Here is a 16921-nt window from a genome sequence, read left to right as displayed (position 1 = left end):
ACGCTTTGATCTTGTGCTGGGGATAAGGATGACCAAGGTGGACGGCCCGCTGTTTCAATCACGCGATCGATCCGTTTGACCGACACACCGTCCAAGCCAAAGCCGCAGGCCAAGACCCGTCGCATCCTGCGCGCCGTCGTCGTCGGGGTTGTGATCCTGGCGCTGCTGATCGGCGTGGCGGCCGCCCTGATCTATCTCAATCGCCGCGCGGTGGCGCGCAATGTCCTGGTCGGCTGGCTGGATCAGCGCGGGATCCCGGCCGATGTCGAGGTGGAGCGGATCGAGATCGACGGCTTCGTCGGCCGCATCCGCATCGGCGATCCCGACAATCCGGATGTCGTGGTCGAACGGGCCGAGGTCGATTACGCCGTCGCCCTGCCGTGGTCCAGATCGGGCCTGGGCGTCACCCCCAGCCGCATCCGCCTGGTGCGACCGGTCGTCCGGGCCAGCTGGAAGGGCGGAAAGCTGTCGTTCGGGTCGCTGGACCCGCTGATCAAGGAGTTCACCGGCGGGCCGCCGCGCCCGGATTCGCGCGGGCCTCTGGTCATCGTCGAGGGCGGCCGTGGGCGGTTGAATACGGAATACGGGCCGGTCGACCTGCTGGCTGACGCCCGGATCGACGACGGCAAGCTGATGCGGCTGGCGGCGCGGCTGCCGAAGGCCGCGCTGAAGAGCGGCGAGACGCAGGCCCAGGGCCTGACCGGCCTTCTGGATCTGACCACGACCGGCGACCGGATGGCGATCAATCTGTCGGCCGCCGCCGACAGCTTCGCGACACCGGCGGCCCGAGGGCAGGGGGCTGCGCTGACGCTGACCGGCGATCTGCCCTATCCGGATCTGAAGACGCGGCGCGGCGACGGCCGGACGGTGCTGGACGCCCGCCTGACCGGCGCAGGGCTGGGAACACCGACGCTCAACGCCCGCAGCGCCGATGTCGCCGCCCGGTTCGACGGCGTCATCTCCGGCTGGATCGAAACCTTCCGGCTGGACGGCGAAGTCACGACCGCTCTGAAGGCGGCGGCCGTCGAGGGTGCGGACCTGCGCATCGCCGATGTCGCCGCGACGGCGACGCGGGGCAAGCTGACCGTGTCGCGCGACGACGCCGTGCGCTGGCGCATGCAGGGGCCGCTGGCCCTGACCGCCGGTTCGGGACGGACGGGTCAGACGACGATCGGCGGACTTTCGCTGAGCTCGCGCGACCTGGCCTTGGGCGGCAAGGACGCGGCCTTCGAGGCGACCGGACCGTTAAGCGCGACCTTCGACCGGTTCGGTTTCGGCGACCTGGCGCTGAAGCGCGGCCGCGCCGATGTGGATCTGGACGTGGTCAGCGACGGAGGGGTTCAGATTGCGGTCAATGGATCGTTGCGCGCCGCCGACGGGGCCTGGCCTCTGTTCGGCGCGGTCGGGCCCGACGACATCGCCGAGTTGGCCGAGATGAAGCGCGCGCTGGGACGTTTCGCCCTGAATGCGCCCGCCGTCCGCTTCGCCACGGGCGCGGCCGGCACGACCGTGTCCTTGTCGCGTCCCGTGACCCTCACGCCCGCCAACGGCGGCGTCCTGACGGTGGCCCAGGGTCAGGGCGGCGCCTATCAGGCCGAGCCGGGGCGGCTGGGCGGCGGAGCGCTGACCCTGACCGCCACGCGTGGCAAGGGTCTGCCGGAAATGACCGTCGCGGTCCCGAACTGGCGCCTGACCGAGAACGGGTTCGAAGCGACGCTGGACGGTCGCGCACGACTGGATTTCGATCTGGCGCGCGGCATCGACGCCCGGACGCGCGGCGTCCTGGCCATGAACGCCGGCCGGCTGACCTATGCGACATCGGACTGCGTCGACCTGACCGTCGAGCGGCTGGAGCTGGACGAGAACGACGTCCATCAGGTCGCTGGCGAACTGTGTCCCCAGGGCGGTCCGCTGTTGACGTCTAGGGACGGCGTCTGGCGCGTCGCGGGCGGGTTCAGTCAGGTGTCGGCTCAGGCGCCCTTCCTCGGCATGCGGTTCGCCGACGCCTCGGGCCGTGTCACCGTCGACGGGACCAAGGCGGGCATCGGCCTGACCGCCAATGTGGCCGCCGCCCGCGTCATAGACGCCCTGACGCCGGAACGGTTCGAACCGCTTTCCGCCACAGGATCTGCGACGCTCGCCAACGAACGCTGGAGCGGCGCCTTCGATCTGAAGGGCACGGGCGCGGCGGCCGCCTATGGTCTCGGCCGCCTGACGTTGGCGCACGATGGCCGCACCGGATCGGGCGGCATCGTCATCACTGCCCCGAACGTGACCTTCGCCGAGCATGGGCTTCAGCCGGCGATGCTCAGTCCGCTCGCCGCCGACTTCCTGCAGTCGCCGGTCGAGGGCTCCGTCACCTTCGACGGGCGATTCGACTGGACCAAGGACGCCGAACCGACCTCCAGCGGCCATCTGGTCACGCCGGGCCTGGACTTCGTCAGCCCGGTCGGGGCGGTAAAGGGCCTGCGCGGCGACATCGTCTTCAGCAGCCTGACGCCCCTGATCACCGCCCCGAACCAGAAGCTGACGGCCGACAGCCTGGCCGTCGGCACGGCGGTCACGGCGCTGGATGTGACCTTCTCGATCAACGAGGCCGGGGTGCTGATCGACGGCGCCCAGGTCGTCGCCGGCGGCGGGACCGTCTCGGTCGAGCCCTTCACCGTCCCGCTGGACGCGACCCGGCCCTACAGCGGCGTGATCGTGCTGGACCGGGTGCAACTGGGCGACATCGTCGCCGACACCGGCTTTGACGACAAGGTTCAGCTGGACGCCGTCGTCTCGGGCCGCCTGCCCTTCATCATGGACCCCAAGCGCGGGCTCAAGATCACCGCCGGCAAGCTGGAGGCCGTGCAGCCGGGCCGCCTGTCGATCAAGCGGGACGTCCTGACCGACGTCGCCGCCAGCGGCGGGGGCGGCGAGGTGTCCGAAAACGTCGTCGAGGACCTGGCCTATCAGGCGATGGAGAACCTGTCCTTCGATCAGCTCAGCGCCGATGTGAACAGCCTGGACGGCGGGCGTCTGGCGGTCCTGTTCCACATCCGCGGCCGCCACGATCCGCCCAAACGCCAGGAACTTCGCCTGACGATCGGCGAACTGATCAGCCGCCAGTTCCTGAACCGCAAACTGCCGTTGCCGTCCAACACCCAGATCGACCTGACGCTGGACACGACCCTGAACGCCAACCAGCTGATCTCGGATTTGCTGGCCGTCAATCGCGCCTGCCAGGGTCAGCAGGAGGCGACGCCCGCGCCAGTCCCGGCGCCTGCCGATTGAACTTCACCATTCAGCGCGCGTTCATTGGACGGCGTGCTATTAGAGACATCACCCTCGGCCGAACCGGAGCCCATGTCATGATCCACAAGCGCCAACTGGCCGGCCTCGGTTTCGGAGCCGTCGTCGTCGCTCTCGCGGCCTGCGCCCCGACCATCCGTCTCGAGGTCGCGCCGATCCAGATCTACGCCAAGCTGGACGCCGACGTGCGCGTTCGTCTGGACCAGGAGCTGCAGCAGCTGTTGCAGCAGAACCCCAACCTCTTCTGATTTCCCGCTTCTCTCTGAAAGGGACAGGCTGACATGACCTTCCGCAAACTCTTCGTCATCGGCGCCGCCGTTGCGGCTCTGGGCGTCGCGGGCGCCGCCCTCGCCCAGACCAGCGCCCAGAAGGCGCAGATCGACCAGGCCAAGGCCGCCGGCACCGTGGGCGAACAGGCCGATGGTTATCTGGGCTTCCGCACCCCGACCTCGGACGCCAGCCTGCGCGCCGCCGTGGACGCCACCAACTCCGGCCGCCGCGCCGCCTACGCCCGCAGCGCCGCCGACGCCGGCACCTCGGCCGATGTCGCCGGCGCCCGAATGTTCGAGGCCCAGCTCTTGCCCCGCATCTCCTCGGGCCAATGGTACCGCAACGCCCAGGGCCAGTGGGTCCAGCGCTAGGAGCACGCTTTCCCACCCCTCGGGCGATGTCCCGGGGGGTGTTTGTATCTTGGCGATCAGTCGACGGCGTCAGGCGGCGGCGCGTCGATCCATCAGCGCCGGCGCCAGCAGCCCTTCGGCCAGCGCCCTGACCACCGGCACGGCGACCGCGTCGCCCATCAGTTTCAGCGCCGCGCTTTCGCTGGACGGCAGGCGATAATCGTCCGACACGCCCATCAGCCTTGCCGCCTCGCGCCCCGACAGCCGCCGCACCCGCGCCCGGCCCTGATCGCACACCACAACATATTGCCGCGACGAGCCGCCGGCGGGCGTGCGCAGGCATCCCGCCAGGCCATCGAACCGGATTTCCAGTCGCTGGACCTTGCGGCCATTCTCGGTCCGCACCCGGCGATAGGCGGCGCCGACGCAACGCTGTCCCGAGGCCAAGGCCGACGCGATCCGGGCGCGGTGCAGCGGCGCGGCCAGGGCCAGGATGGAGTCCGCATCATCCAGCCAGTGGACGGCGTCGTCCGGCTCCAGAATGGCCGCCAGGTCCAGATTGCGCTGCGACGGCGCGGGCAGCGACCACCAGGCCCAGGCCGCCTTGACCGCCTCGGGCAGCCGCGCGTGGGCGGCCACCAGACGCGCTGAATGGAAGGGCTGGGTCGGACCGGCCGCCCGCGGCGCTTCACCCTGAATGGCCACGACGAACAAGCGCGGGCGCGACTGGGGCAGCCAGTGGGCGGCATCCATCTCCAGCGCGCCGACCGTATAGCCTGCCTCGACCATCGCCGTGCAGACGGCCGCGAAATCCCGCCCCTGGCCTGAGGTCAGCAGGCCGATGACATTCTCCAGCACGATCACGCGCGGGCCGCGTCCCTCGGCCGCCAGCCCCTGCATCAGCCGCCAGAAGCCCCAAAAGGCCCCCGATCGCCCGGCCTCCAGCCCGCCGCGCGCACCCGCCAGGCTGACGTCCTGACAGGGCGACGAGGCCCAGGCCATGTCCGGCCGTCCGGGCAGATCGTCGACGGTCAGGCTCCAGACATCGCCCTGACGAAACGGGGTGTGCGGATGATTGGCCGCAAAGGCGCGCGCCTTGGCCGCGTCCATGTCGTTGGCGAAGACGGTGTCGATGCCGGCGGCGGACAGTCCCAGCCCCGCCAGGCCGCCCCCGGCGAAGAACTCGAATGCGGTGGGGCGAATCGACATGGGATCAGCATAACCCAGCCGCGCCCCTTGACCGAGGGCGGCGGGGACCTCACCTGCGCCCGAACCAAAAGGAGCCGTCATGCGCCTCATTCCGCTCGCCGCCTCGTTCGCCATCGCCCTCGCCGGCCTCCCACTCAGCGCCTGTTACGACCGCGAGGATTCCAAGCCCAAGCCGGCCCCGCAGCCGCAGGCCGCCGTCACCCTGGGCGGCGTCGATCTGGGTCAGCCGGTGCGGGCGCTGGGGACGGAGCCCTTCTGGGGGGTGGAGATCACGCCGGACGCCCTGATCTATACCCGCGTCGATCAGCCGACCCAGCGTGCGCCGAACCATGGCGCGACGGTGCAGGGCACGGTCGCGACCTTCGCCAGCTCGACCAATCTGAACAAGGCGCTGAATGTCGTTCTGATCGCCACAGAATGTTCGGACGGCATGAGCGACCGCACCTATCCGCTGACGGCCAAGGTCGAGATCGGCGACGACGAACTTACCGGCTGCGCCGCGCCGGCGTCGATGCTGACGACCCAGCCCGCCCCCTGAAGCGTCACCACCATTCGGCGTCGCGCAGCATCCGAGCGTAGCGGCGGCTGACCGGCGCCGACAGGCCGCCGTCCAGCGTCAGGGTCGCGCGGCCGTCGCCGCGTTCGACGGCGCGCACCGCCTCGCGCGCCACCCACCAGCTGCGGTGTGTCTGGGCGCCCTCCAGCCCCTCCAGCTCTTCCACGGCGTCCGACAGCCGCATCAGGATCAGGTCCGACCCCCGGTCGGTGTGGATGCGCAGATAGTGGTCCTCGGCCTGCACCGCCCGGATCGTCGCGCCTTTCAGCTTGATCGGCAGCCGGTCCAGAAACCGCACCGGGCGGGACGCTGTCTCGGGCGGCGCCGCATGGGTCTGGACCGGCGTGGCCCGACCCAGAAAGACGTTCAACGTCGTCACCGCCGCCGTGATGACCACGACGGGCACGATCAGTTCCGGCAGCACCGGCAGCGGATAGAGTCTCTGTGCGAAGAACAGGCCCGTCGCCGCCCAGACCAGCACGCACAGCGGCCCGGTGATGATTACGACCATGACCGCGATGCTCAGCCACGGCCGCTCGTCCGAATCCAGGAACCGGCTGACCACGACGCCGCACAGATGCCCCCACAGTCCGCCCAGCACCATGACCAGCACCCAATAGGCCAGCCGTACGGGCAGCGACGCGCCTGCGCTGCCGAAGGCGCCGGTCACCGCCAGAAAGACGCCTGCCAGAACGGCGACGATGAGACCGCGCAAAAAGGTGCGGCGGCGGTCGGCGGCAGGGGAGGTCATCGGGGCTTTCGCGGTCTAGAGATCGCGCCTTGAAACCACGATTTTCGGCCGGGCGAAAGCCGGGCGCGCAACGGCCGGTCGGCGTGAACGATCAGCCTTGGCGCGGGGTCATTCCCGCCACGGCGCGGAACCCGGCCGCCGCGAACCGGACCATATAGTCGCCGGCCGTCTCCAGATCGCCGGACCGCGCCCGCCCGTTCGACAGCCGGTCCAGCCGCCCCGTCTCGCCCAGCGTCAGGGTCAGGGCGCCCGACAGATTGTGATAGCCCCAGTACAGATCGACCTCGCTGGCGCCCGGCAGCACCTTGGCAATCAGCTCGATCAGCCGGTGGATAGCCGGGTCGAAATAGCGCGCCATCGTCTCGCCGCCGAAACTGGGGTTGGCGTTGGTCTGGGCCACCAGGGCGGAATAGTGTTTCCAGCCCGGCCCGCCCTTCAGCGACCATTCGAACGGCGGCCGCAGGAAGGCTTCCAGCAAACCCTCCAGCGTCATGTCGTCGCCCGCCGTCTCGGCATAGCGGTCGATGGCGGCGACACGGTCGTCGTTCCAGACCTCGGCCCGGCGCAGGAAGACCGCGTCGAACAGCTCGCGCTTGGCCCCGAAATAGTAGTGCACCAGGGCCGTATCGACGCCCGCCTCGCGCGCCACCTCGCGGATGGTGACGCCGTAGAAGCCGTGTTTGGAAAACAGGTCCTCGGCCGCATCAAGGATCAGATCACGCGTCTCGCCCGCCGCCTTGGCCTCGGTCTTGGGCGGCCGGCCGCGCCGCGCCGGCGCAGCGCCCGCCGCCTTGCGGCGCGCGGCGGCGACGGGGCGGGGAAGGAGGGGGGCGGCGTCCGGCTTGCTCATCCGGCAAGGCTAGGCGCACGACCGCGACGGTGCAACGGCGCCACGGTCGGGGAACCAAGTGACGCTGCGTCAGTCCAGTGTTTGACAGACGGCCGAAACCGGGTAGGTTCCATGAAAATCATTGAACGCTGAATAAAAGCGTCCATCGGGCTGGAAACGACAAAGGGGTCTAGGATCATGAACCGTCATGTGAAGTGCGCGCTGCTGGCCGGCGCGGCGTGGGGCGTGCTTGCGGGGGCCACGGTCGCCCAGGACGCGGAGGCGACCGCTCAGGCCGCGAACGCCGACCAGAGCGCAGCGACCGTCGACGACATCGTCGTCACCGCCCGCCGGCGCGCGGAAAGCCTGCAGGACGTGCCGGTCGCCGTGACCGCCGTCAGCGGCGAACAGCTTGAGGCGCGCGGCGCCCTGGACATCACTGAACTGGCGCGCTCGACGCCCAGTCTGACTCTTAACGCCGCGCGGGGCTCGAACTCGACCCTGATCTCCTTCATTCGCGGCGTGGGCCAGCAGGACCCGCTGTGGGGCTTCGATCCCGGCGTCGGCCTGTATATTGACGACGTCTATGTGGCCCGTCCGCAGGCCGCCGTTCTGGACATCTTCGACGTGGAGCGGGTCGAGGTGCTGCGCGGTCCGCAAGGCACGCTTTACGGCCGCAACACCATTGGCGGCGCCATCAAATACGTCACCAGCCGCATCAATGCCGACGAACCCGAAGGACGCCTGCGCGCCTCCTACGGCAGCTATAACCAGCGCGACGTGATCGCCAGCGCCCAACTGCCTTTCAGCGACGAGTTCAAGGTCTCGGCCGCCCTGGCCCGCTATCTGCGCGACGGCTACGGCAAAAACCTGAACACCGGCAACGAACACTACAACAAGGACGTGACCGCCTTCCGCGCCAGCGCGGAATGGAGCCCGACCGACAGCCTGTTCTTCCGTCTGGCCGGCGATCTGGTGAACGACGACTCCAACGCGCGCCACGGTCACCGCGAGTTCGCGCCGTCGCCCGCAGACGTCTATGACACCAACGCCGGTGCCGGCGACAAGAACCGCGTCCAGACGCGCGGCCTGTCGCTGACCGGCGAGTGGGAGATGAGCGACATGTTCACCTTCAAGTCGATCACCGCCTATCGTGAAGGCCTGACGCGCGGCAACATCGACTTCGACAACCTGCCTCAGCCCATTCTCGACATCCCCGCCGCTTATGACGACGATCAGTTCAGTCAGGAGTTCCAGGTTCTGGTCAGCGCGGGCCGCCTGAACGGCGTCGCCGGCGTCTTCTACATGGACGCCAACGCCTCGGGCGCGTTCGACACCGTCGTGGGTCTGGCCAATCTGACGACCCTGACCTCGGGTTCTGTGGCGACCAAGAGCTATGCCGCCTTCGCCGACTTCTCGTATGACTTCACCGACGCCCTGTCGGTCTCGGTCGGCGGTCGCTTCACCAAGGACGAGAAGGAAGGCACCGTCTTCCGCCAGCAGTATCTGGGCATTCGCAGCCCCTATTTCGGCAACAACGCCGCCGTGCCGCTGGGTGCGCCGCGCACCAACTACACCCGCACGCGCGAGTTCGAGAAGTTCACGCCGCGCGTCTCGGTCAACTACAAGTTCGGCCCCGACCTGACGGCCTACGCCTCGTGGGGCGAGGGCTTCAAGTCGGGCGGCTTCGACATGCGCGGCGATGCGGTCCTGTATCCCGCCACCGTCAACGGCTATGCGCCGGAAACGGTCGAGACCTATGAGATCGGACTGAAGGGTTCGCTGCTGGATCGTCGCCTGACCTTCGCCACCGCGATCTTCGATTCCAGCTACGAGAACCAGCAGATCACGACCCAGTATCCGGCCGGCGCGACCGTCGCCTCGGTGGTGGACAATGTCGGCTCGTCCTCGATCCGCGGTTGGGAGTTCGAAGGCCGCGTGCGCGCCACCGACGCCCTGACGTTCAACGCCTCGCTGAGCTACATCGACGCCAAGTTCGACCAGTTCCTGGCCTACATCCCGACGGCATCGGGCAACACGGCCTGCCCGACCCTGCCGGGCTGCGTCGTCGACGTGTCCTCGCAGCGCGACTTCCAGAACACGCCGGAATGGACCGGATCGATCTCGGCCAACTACAACTGGGTCATGGACAACGGCTCGTCGATCGCCTTCATCCCGTCGGTCGCCTACCGCGGTGCCTATCAGCAGTTCGAGACGCCGGCGCCCCTGCTCGATCAGGGTGCCTACTGGATGTATGACGCCAGCATCGTCTGGACCTCATCCGACGACCGCCTGACCTTCGGCGTTCACGGCAAGAACCTGGGCGACGAACGCTATCGCGTCGGCGGCTATACCTTCCCCGGCGCCCTGACCGGCAACTCGATCATCGGCTTCTACGGCCCGCCGCGAACCGTCACTGCGACCCTGGGTCTGAAGTTCTGATCCACATTCATAACGCCTGACGACGAGGGGCGGCGGTCTCCGGGCCGCCGCCCCTTTTCGCTCCGCCAGGCCTATTTTGCACAGGGCGGACTTGCGGCTAGGCTCGCCTCAACAAACAACAAGACGCCGAGGGGAAACGCCGATGACGACGGAGACGCTGACGGTCCAGGAGGCGCGGCCCGAGCGGCCTGAGCGGCCCGGCTACCGCTACTATGTGCTGGCGGTGCTGATCCTGATCTACATGCTGAACTTCCTGGATCGCCAGATCATCGGCATCCTGGCCGCGCCGCTGAAGGAAGAGTTCGGCATGTCCGACAGCCAGTTCGGCCTGTTGGGCGGCATCGCCTTCGCCTCGGTCTATTCGACGCTGGCCATACCTCTGGCCTGGCTGGCGGATCGATTCAGCCGGGTCTGGATCATGACCGGCGCCCTGGCCGTCTGGTCGGGTTTCACCGCCCTGTGCGGCATGGCTGGGTCGTTCGGCCAGCTGTTCCTGTGCCGGATGGGCGTTGGCATCGGCGAGGCGGGCGGCGTGGCCCCGGCCTATTCGCTGATCGCCGACTATTTCCCGCCGCATCAGCGCGCGCGGGCCATGGCGGCCTTCGCCTTCGGCATTCCGCTGGGCATGGCGTCGGGCACCCTGGTCGGCGGCCTGCTGGCAGCGACATACGGCTGGCGCACCGCCTTCATCGTGGTCGGCCTGCTGGGCGTGCTGGTCGCGCCCCTGCTGCGTTTGACGGTGCGTGATCCCAAGCGGGGCGGCACAGACGCCATCAAGACCGAGGCGCAGGTCGCGGCCCTGGCGGCCGCGCCGGCCGGCACGGACCGGGCCGGCAAGATCGCCGCCCAGATCATGCTGGGCCTCGGCGCCGGTCTGCTGATCCTCGGCGCCTTGAGCTGGCTGATGGGCATGTCGCTCGGCAATCCGCTGGTGCTGGCGTTCGGCGGCCTGCTGGCGGTGGTGATCGGCGTTTCGCTGATGATTGCGCGTCGCACCGCCTCGGTGGTGATCCGCAAACCCAGCTTCTGGCTCCTGGGCCTGGGCGCCGCCTCATCGTCGGTGTGCGGCTATGGCGTGGCCGGCTGGCTGCCGCTGTTCTTCATGCGCAGCTTCGACCTGACCCTGAAACAGACCAGCATCTACTATTCCGGCATCGCCCTGATCGGCGGCATCCTGGGCATCTGGCTGGGCGGCATGATCGCCGACAAGCTGTCCAAGAAAGGCAAGGGCGCCTATCCGCTGACGCCCGCCGTCGCCTTCCTGATCTCCGCGCCCTGTTTCATCCTGGCGATGAACTCGCCGTGGCTGATCGGCCTGGTGCTGCCCGGCGGCGGCAGCCACGTTCAGCAGCTGACCCTGGCGTTCCTGATCTTCCTATTGCCGACCGGATTGAACCTGGCCTGGCTGGGCCCGATCACGGCGGCGGTCCAGCATCTGGTGCCGGCGGCCATGCGCTCGACGGCCTCGGCCCTGTTCCTGCTGCTGAACAATCTGCTCGGGATCGCGGTCGGCTTCTACTATTTCGGCTGGATGAGCGACCTGCTGGCGCCGCGCTTCGGCGAGGAGAGCCTGCGCTGGGCCATCTATACCGGCATGGGCTTCTATGTGCTGGCCGCGATCCTGCTGATCGGAGCGTCGCGCACCCTCAAGAAGGACTGGGTCGACTAAAGGGGGCCTGTGGACGGTTGCACCTGCGAAGGGGTGGGGCCTATAAGCCCCGCAACTCTCCCAGCAGCGGTTGCGACGGTCCCCCATGAACATTCACGAATATCAGGCCAAGCAGGTCCTCAAAGGCTTCGGCGCACCCGTAGCCGAAGGCGTCGCGGTGACGTCGGTCGATCAGGTCGAGGCGGCCGCCAAGTCGCTGCCCGGCCCGCTCTATGTCGTGAAGTCGCAAATTCACGCCGGCGGCCGCGGCAAGGGCAAGTTCAAGGAACTGCCGGCCGACGCCAAGGGCGGCGTTCGCCTGGCCTTCTCGGTCGAGGAAGCCGTCGCTCACGCCAAGGAAATGCTGGGCAACACCCTGGTCACCGCCCAGACGGGCGACGCCGGCAAGCAGGTCAACCGCCTCTACATCGAGGACGGCGCCGACATCGAGCGTGAACTGTACTGCTCGCTGCTGGTCGACCGCGCCTATGGCCGCATCGCCTTCGTCGTCTCGACCGAAGGCGGCATGGACATCGAAACCGTCGCCCACGACACGCCCGAGAAGATCCAGAACATCGTCATCGACCCGAGCGCGGGCGTGACCGACGCCGACGTCGCCGCCATCGTCGCCGCCTACGGCCTAACGGGCGCCGCGGCCGAAGACGCCAAGTCGCTGTTCCCCGCCCTGTACAAGGCCTTCGTCGAGAAGGACATGGACATGCTGGAGGTGAACCCCCTGATCGTCATGAAGGACGGCCACCTGCGCGTTCTGGACGCCAAGGTCAGCTTCGACGGCAACGCCCTGTTCCGCCACGACGACATCAAGGAACTGCGCGACGAAACCGAAGAAGACGCCAAGGAAATCGAAGCGTCCAAGTGGGACCTCGCCTACGTCTCGCTGGACGGCAACATCGGCTGCATGGTCAACGGCGCCGGTCTGGCCATGGCGACGATGGACATCATCAAGCTGTACGGCAAGGAGCCGGCCAACTTCTGCGACGTCGGCGGCGGCGCTGGCAAGGAGAAGGTCGCGGCAGCCTTCAAGATCATCACCGCCGACCCGAACGTCCAGGGCATCCTGGTCAACATCTTCGGCGGCATCATGAAGTGCGACGTCATCGCCGAGGGCGTGGTCGCGGCCGTGAAGGAAGTGGGCCTGAAGGTGCCGCTGGTCGTGCGTCTGGAAGGCACCAACGCCGAACTGGGCAAGAAAATCCTGAACGAGTCGGGCCTGACCATCCAGGCCGCCGACGACCTCGACGACGCCGCCCAGAAGATCGTCGCGGCGGTCGGCTAAGGCTTCGGCCTTACTCGCCACCGCCCCGCTGACACATCGAATTCAGAGCACAGACCCATGTCCATTCTCGTCGACAAGAACACCAAGATCATCGTCCAGGGCCTGACCGGCAAGACCGGCGGCTTCCACACCGAACAGGCCCTGGCCTATCACGGCACCCAGATGGTCGCCGGCGTGCACCCCTCCAAGGGCGGCACGAACTGGACCGGATCGCACGGTGAGAGCCTGCCGATCTACGCCTCGGTCGCCGAAGCCCGCGACGCCACGGGCGCCGACGCCTCGGTGATCTACGTCCCGCCGTCGGGCGCGGCCGCCGCGATCATCGAAGCCGTCGACGCCGAAATCCCCTTCATCACCTGCATCACCGAGGGCATCCCGGTGATGGACATGGTCAAGGTCAAGCGTCGCCTGGAAGGCTCCAAGTCGCGTCTGCTGGGCCCGAACTGCCCCGGCATCCTGACGCCGGACGAGTGCAAGATCGGCATCATGCCGGGCAACATCTTCAAGAAGGGCTCGGTCGGCATCGTGTCGCGTTCGGGCACCCTGACCTATGAAGCCGTGTTCCAGACGACCAACGAAGGCCTGGGCCAGACCACGGCTGTCGGCATCGGCGGCGACCCGGTCAAGGGCACCGAATTCATCGACGTGCTGGAACTGTTCCTGGCCGACGAGGAAACCACCTCGATCATCATGATCGGCGAAATCGGCGGCGGCGCGGAAGAAGACGCCGCCCAGTTCCTGATCGACGAAGCCAAGAAGGGCCGCAAGAAGCCGATGGCCGGCTTCATCGCGGGCCGTACCGCTCCGAAGGGCCGCACCATGGGCCACGCCGGCGCCGTCGTCTCGGGCGGCAAGGGCGATGCGGAATCCAAGATCGCGGCGATGGAAGCCGCCGGCATCCGCATGTCGGAGTCGCCCGCGCGCCTCGGCAAGACCCTGGTCGAAGTCCTGAAGGGCTGAAGCTTTCAAGTACGCGCTGCGCGCGGGCGCTATCGCTCGCCGCGCCCCCCGGTCTGATCTTCTATCAGCCGGAGGACGGGCTCTGCCTCTCTGCTTGAGCGCCTTTTCGGCATCAAAAATGCCGTATGACGCATCGATGGACGCCCTCGGCTCAGGCCGGGGGCGTTTTTTCTTGGACCTGCGACCAATTTCCTACCAAATTGCCCCGTTTCGGTCATGACCCGTCAGGAAACGACGCCTATATGACGGGCGCGCCCCTCACGGAGATGTGTCCGTCGGGGCCCAGGGATTGCGAAACGATGGCGGACGATGCCGGTCGGCTGAACCAGGTCTTTGCCGAGACCTCATTCCTTTACGGGTCCAATGCGGCCTACGTCGAGGAGCTTCAGGAGAAGTGGGCGAAAGACCCCGGCTCCGTTTCCGCCGAATGGAAAGCCTTTTTCGACCAGCTGCGTGACAACGCCGCGCTGGTGACGGCTTCGGCCGGCGCCGGCAGCTGGGGTCGCGGCGTGGCGACCGAACCCACGGAGGAGACCGGCGTCTTCGACGGTCGTTGGCCGGCGCCGAAGCCCGATCCGAAAAAGGCCGGCGCTGCGCCGGCTGCTGCTGCGCCCAAGGCCGCGTCCGCCGACGTCTCGGCCGATGCGATCCGCGCCGCCGCCCATGACTCCATCCGCGCCCTGATGCTGATCCGCAGCTATCGCGTGCGCGGCCACCTTCAGGCCAAGCTGGACCCGCTGGGCATCGAACAGCCGGTCGAGAACCCTGAGCTGACGCCCGAATTCTACGGCTTCACCGGCGCCGATCTGGACCGCCCGATCTTCCTGGACGGCGTGCTTGGTCTTCATACCGGCACGATCCGTGAAGTGCTGGAGATTCTGAAGCGCACCTACTGCGGCAATATCGGCATTCAGTTCATGCACATCGCTGAGCCGGAGGAGAAATCCTGGCTGCAGCAGCGGTTCGAGGGCGCCGACAAGTTCGAGCAGAACGCCTTCTCCAAGGAAGGCAAGCTGGCCATCCTGTCCAAGCTGGTCGAGGCCGAGGGCTTCGAACGCTTCCTGCACAAGCGCTTCCCCGGCACCAAGCGCTTTGGTCTGGACGGCGGCGAGGCCATGGTCCCGGCGCTGGAGCAGGTCATCAAGCGCGGCGGTTCGCTGGGCGTCGACGAGGTCGTGCTGGGCATGGCCCACCGCGGCCGCCTGAACGTGCTCGCCGCCGTGATGGGCAAGCCCTACAAGGTCATCTTCCACGAGTTCCAGGGCGGCTCGGCCGTGCCGAGCGACATTGAGGGCTCGGGCGACGTCAAATATCACATGGGCGCTTCGTCGAACCGCGAGTTCGACGGCAACCACGTCCACCTGTCGCTGACCGCCAACCCGTCCCACCTCGAGATCGTCAACCCGGTCGTGCTGGGCAAGGCGCGCGCCAAACAGGCGTTCGACATCCGCGAAGCCAACGAGGGCGTGCCCGAGGGGCAGTGGGCGCTGGACCGTTCCAAGGTCGTGCCGCTGCTGATCCACGGCGACGCCGCTTTCGCCGGCCAGGGCGTGGTCGCGGAGTGCTTCGCCCTGATGGGGCTGAAGGGCTACCGCACCGGCGGCACGCTGCACTTCGTCATCAACAACCAGATCGGCTTCACCACCAGCCCGCGCAACTCGCGCTCGTCGCCCTATCCGTCGGATGTGGCCCTGATGGTCCAGGCGCCGATCTTCCACGTCAACGGCGACGACCCCGAGGCGGTGGTCTTCGCCGCCAAGGTGGCCACCGAATACCGCCAGAAGTTCCACAAGGATGTGGTGGTGGACATGTTCTGCTATCGCCGCTTCGGCCACAATGAAGGCGACGACCCCACCTTCACCCAGCCGCTGATGTATTCGAAGATCCGCGCCCAGCCCTCGACACGCGAACTGTATTCGCAGCGTCTGGTCGCCGAAGGCGTGATCAGCCAGGCCGAGGTGGACGCCGAGGTCGAGCGGTTCGAGAAATTCCTCGACGAGCAGTTCGAGGCCGGCAAGACCTGGTCCGCCGAAAAAGCCGACTGGCTGGACGGCCAGTGGCAGGGCTTCCAGTCGCCCAAGGACGAACTGCGCGGCGACACCGCCGTGCCGCTGGCCAAGCTGACCGACCTGGGCCACCGCCTGACCACGATCCCCAACAGCGTCGATATGCACAAGACGCTGAAGCGCGTCATCGACGGTCGCCGCGAAGCCATCACCTCGGGCCAGGGCCTGGACTGGGCCACGGCCGAGAGCCTGGCCTTCGCCTCGCTGGTCGATGAAGGCTTCCCGATCCGTCTGTCGGGGCAGGATTCGGTGCGCGGCACCTTCTCGCAGCGCCATTCGGGCATCATCGATCAGACGACCGAAGAGCGTTACATCCCGCTGAACAACCTGCGCGAAGGCCAGGCCAATTTCGAGGTCATCGACTCGGCCCTGTCCGAAGAGGCGGTGCTGGGCTTCGAGTACGGCTATTCGCTGGCCGACCCCAATACGCTGGTCATGTGGGAAGCCCAGTTCGGCGACTTCGTGAACGGCGCCCAGGTGGTGATCGACCAGTTCATCAGCTCTGGCGAACGCAAGTGGCTGCGCATGAGCGGCCTGACCATGCTGCTGCCGCACGGCTATGAAGGCCAGGGACCCGAACACTCCTCGGCCCGTCTGGAGCGCTTCCTGCAGGCCTGCGCCGAAGACAACATGCAGGTCGCCAACTGCACCACCCCGGCCAACTACTTCCACATCCTGCGTCGCCAGATGCACCGGCCGTTCCGCAAGCCGCTGATCCTGATGACGCCCAAGTCGCTGCTGCGCCACAAGAAGGCGGTATCCAGCCTGGCCGATCTGGCCGAAGGCTCGTCCTTCCACCGCGTCTTGCACGACGACGCCCAGACGCGGCCCGAGGTCGCCGGCATCACGATCAAGGCGGACAAGGACATCCGCCGCGTCATCCTGTGCTCGGGCAAGGTCTATTACGACCTGCTGGACGCGCGCGAGAAGAAGGCCAAGGACGGCCAGGCCGTGGACGACGTCTACATCCTGCGTCTGGAGCAGTTCTATCCGTGGCCGATCCAGTCGCTGCGCAAGGAACTGGCGCGCTTCCCCAACGCCGAACTGGTCTGGTGCCAGGAAGAGCCGAAGAACATGGGCGGCTGGACCTTCGTGGATCCGTGGCTGGAGCTGACGCTGGACAAGCTGGACGTGAAGGCCAAGCGCGCCCGCTACGTCGGCCGTCCCGGATCGGCCTCGACCGCCGCCGGTCTGATGAGCCGGCACCTGAAGGAACTCGAAGCCTTCACGACCGAAGCCTTCGCCTGAT

At 67.6% G+C, this 16921-nt stretch carries 12 protein-coding genes; 9 read left to right on the top strand and 3 right to left on the bottom strand.

Annotated elements, in window-relative coordinates; genetic code table 11:
* Nucleotides 1-75: 75 nt before the first annotated feature.
* The 3 genes from KAK88_RS01015 (at nucleotide 76) to KAK88_RS01005 (ending at nucleotide 3935) form a co-directional block, all read left to right on the top strand.
* A complete protein-coding gene (locus KAK88_RS01015; RefSeq protein WP_242077520.1) occupies nucleotides 76-3276 on the top strand; it encodes an intermembrane phospholipid transport protein YdbH family protein in 3201 nt (1066 codons plus the stop codon).
* 77 nt (nucleotides 3277-3353) lie between these two features.
* Nucleotides 3354-3542, top strand: a complete 189-nt coding sequence (locus KAK88_RS01010) for a YnbE family lipoprotein (protein WP_055754620.1) — start codon at nucleotides 3354-3356, stop codon at nucleotides 3540-3542.
* Between the two features lie 33 nt (nucleotides 3543-3575).
* Nucleotides 3576-3935, top strand: coding sequence for a DUF1318 domain-containing protein (locus tag KAK88_RS01005; RefSeq protein ID WP_112862893.1), 360 nt, complete (start codon nucleotides 3576-3578; stop codon nucleotides 3933-3935).
* 69 nt (nucleotides 3936-4004) lie between these two features.
* Here KAK88_RS01005 and KAK88_RS01000 read toward each other — a convergent pair whose 3' ends face one another.
* A complete protein-coding gene (locus KAK88_RS01000) occupies nucleotides 4005-5123 on the bottom strand; it encodes a DNA cytosine methyltransferase (RefSeq protein WP_242078537.1) in 1119 nt (372 codons plus the stop codon).
* 79 nt (nucleotides 5124-5202) lie between these two features.
* Between KAK88_RS01000 and KAK88_RS00995 the strand changes: the two genes are divergently transcribed.
* Nucleotides 5203-5661, top strand: coding sequence for a COG3650 family protein (locus tag KAK88_RS00995; RefSeq protein WP_242077519.1), 459 nt, complete (start codon nucleotides 5203-5205; stop codon nucleotides 5659-5661).
* 4 nt (nucleotides 5662-5665) lie between these two features.
* Here KAK88_RS00995 and KAK88_RS00990 read toward each other — a convergent pair whose 3' ends face one another.
* Nucleotides 5666-6430, bottom strand: a complete 765-nt coding sequence (locus tag KAK88_RS00990; protein ID WP_242077518.1) for a LytTR family DNA-binding domain-containing protein — start codon at nucleotides 6428-6430, stop codon at nucleotides 5666-5668.
* 91 nt (nucleotides 6431-6521) lie between these two features.
* On the bottom strand, nucleotides 6522-7280 hold the full coding sequence (locus KAK88_RS00985; RefSeq protein ID WP_242077517.1) for a TetR/AcrR family transcriptional regulator: 759 nt from the start codon (nucleotides 7278-7280) through the stop codon (nucleotides 6522-6524).
* A gap of 177 nt (nucleotides 7281-7457) precedes the next feature.
* Between KAK88_RS00985 and KAK88_RS00980 the strand changes: the two genes are divergently transcribed.
* The 5 genes from KAK88_RS00980 (at nucleotide 7458) to KAK88_RS00960 (ending at nucleotide 16920) form a co-directional block, all read left to right on the top strand.
* Entirely contained in the window at nucleotides 7458-9701 is a 2244-nt protein-coding gene (locus tag KAK88_RS00980; RefSeq protein ID WP_242077516.1) for a TonB-dependent receptor, read from the top strand.
* Between the two features lie 142 nt (nucleotides 9702-9843).
* Nucleotides 9844-11370 (top strand): spinster family MFS transporter, encoded by a 1527-nt coding sequence (locus KAK88_RS00975; protein WP_242077515.1) that lies wholly within the window; start codon nucleotides 9844-9846, stop codon nucleotides 11368-11370.
* Nucleotides 11371-11455: 85 nt separating this feature from the next.
* The gene (sucC, locus tag KAK88_RS00970) at nucleotides 11456-12646 is read left to right on the top strand and encodes an ADP-forming succinate--CoA ligase subunit beta (RefSeq protein ID WP_055808784.1); all 1191 of its coding nucleotides are present in this window, start codon (nucleotides 11456-11458) and stop codon (nucleotides 12644-12646) included.
* A 57-nt stretch (nucleotides 12647-12703) separates the two neighbouring features.
* Nucleotides 12704-13606, top strand: coding sequence for a succinate--CoA ligase subunit alpha (gene sucD / locus KAK88_RS00965; protein WP_242077514.1), 903 nt, complete (start codon nucleotides 12704-12706; stop codon nucleotides 13604-13606).
* Nucleotides 13607-13905: 299 nt separating this feature from the next.
* Nucleotides 13906-16920, top strand: coding sequence for a 2-oxoglutarate dehydrogenase E1 component (locus tag KAK88_RS00960; RefSeq protein ID WP_242077513.1), 3015 nt, complete (start codon nucleotides 13906-13908; stop codon nucleotides 16918-16920).
* Nucleotide 16921 lies beyond the last annotated feature (1 nt).

Source organism: Brevundimonas diminuta (assembly GCF_022654015.1).
Lineage (GTDB): Bacteria > Pseudomonadota > Alphaproteobacteria > Caulobacterales > Caulobacteraceae > Brevundimonas > Brevundimonas diminuta_C.
This window is presented reverse-complemented; position numbering and strand designations above follow the sequence as displayed.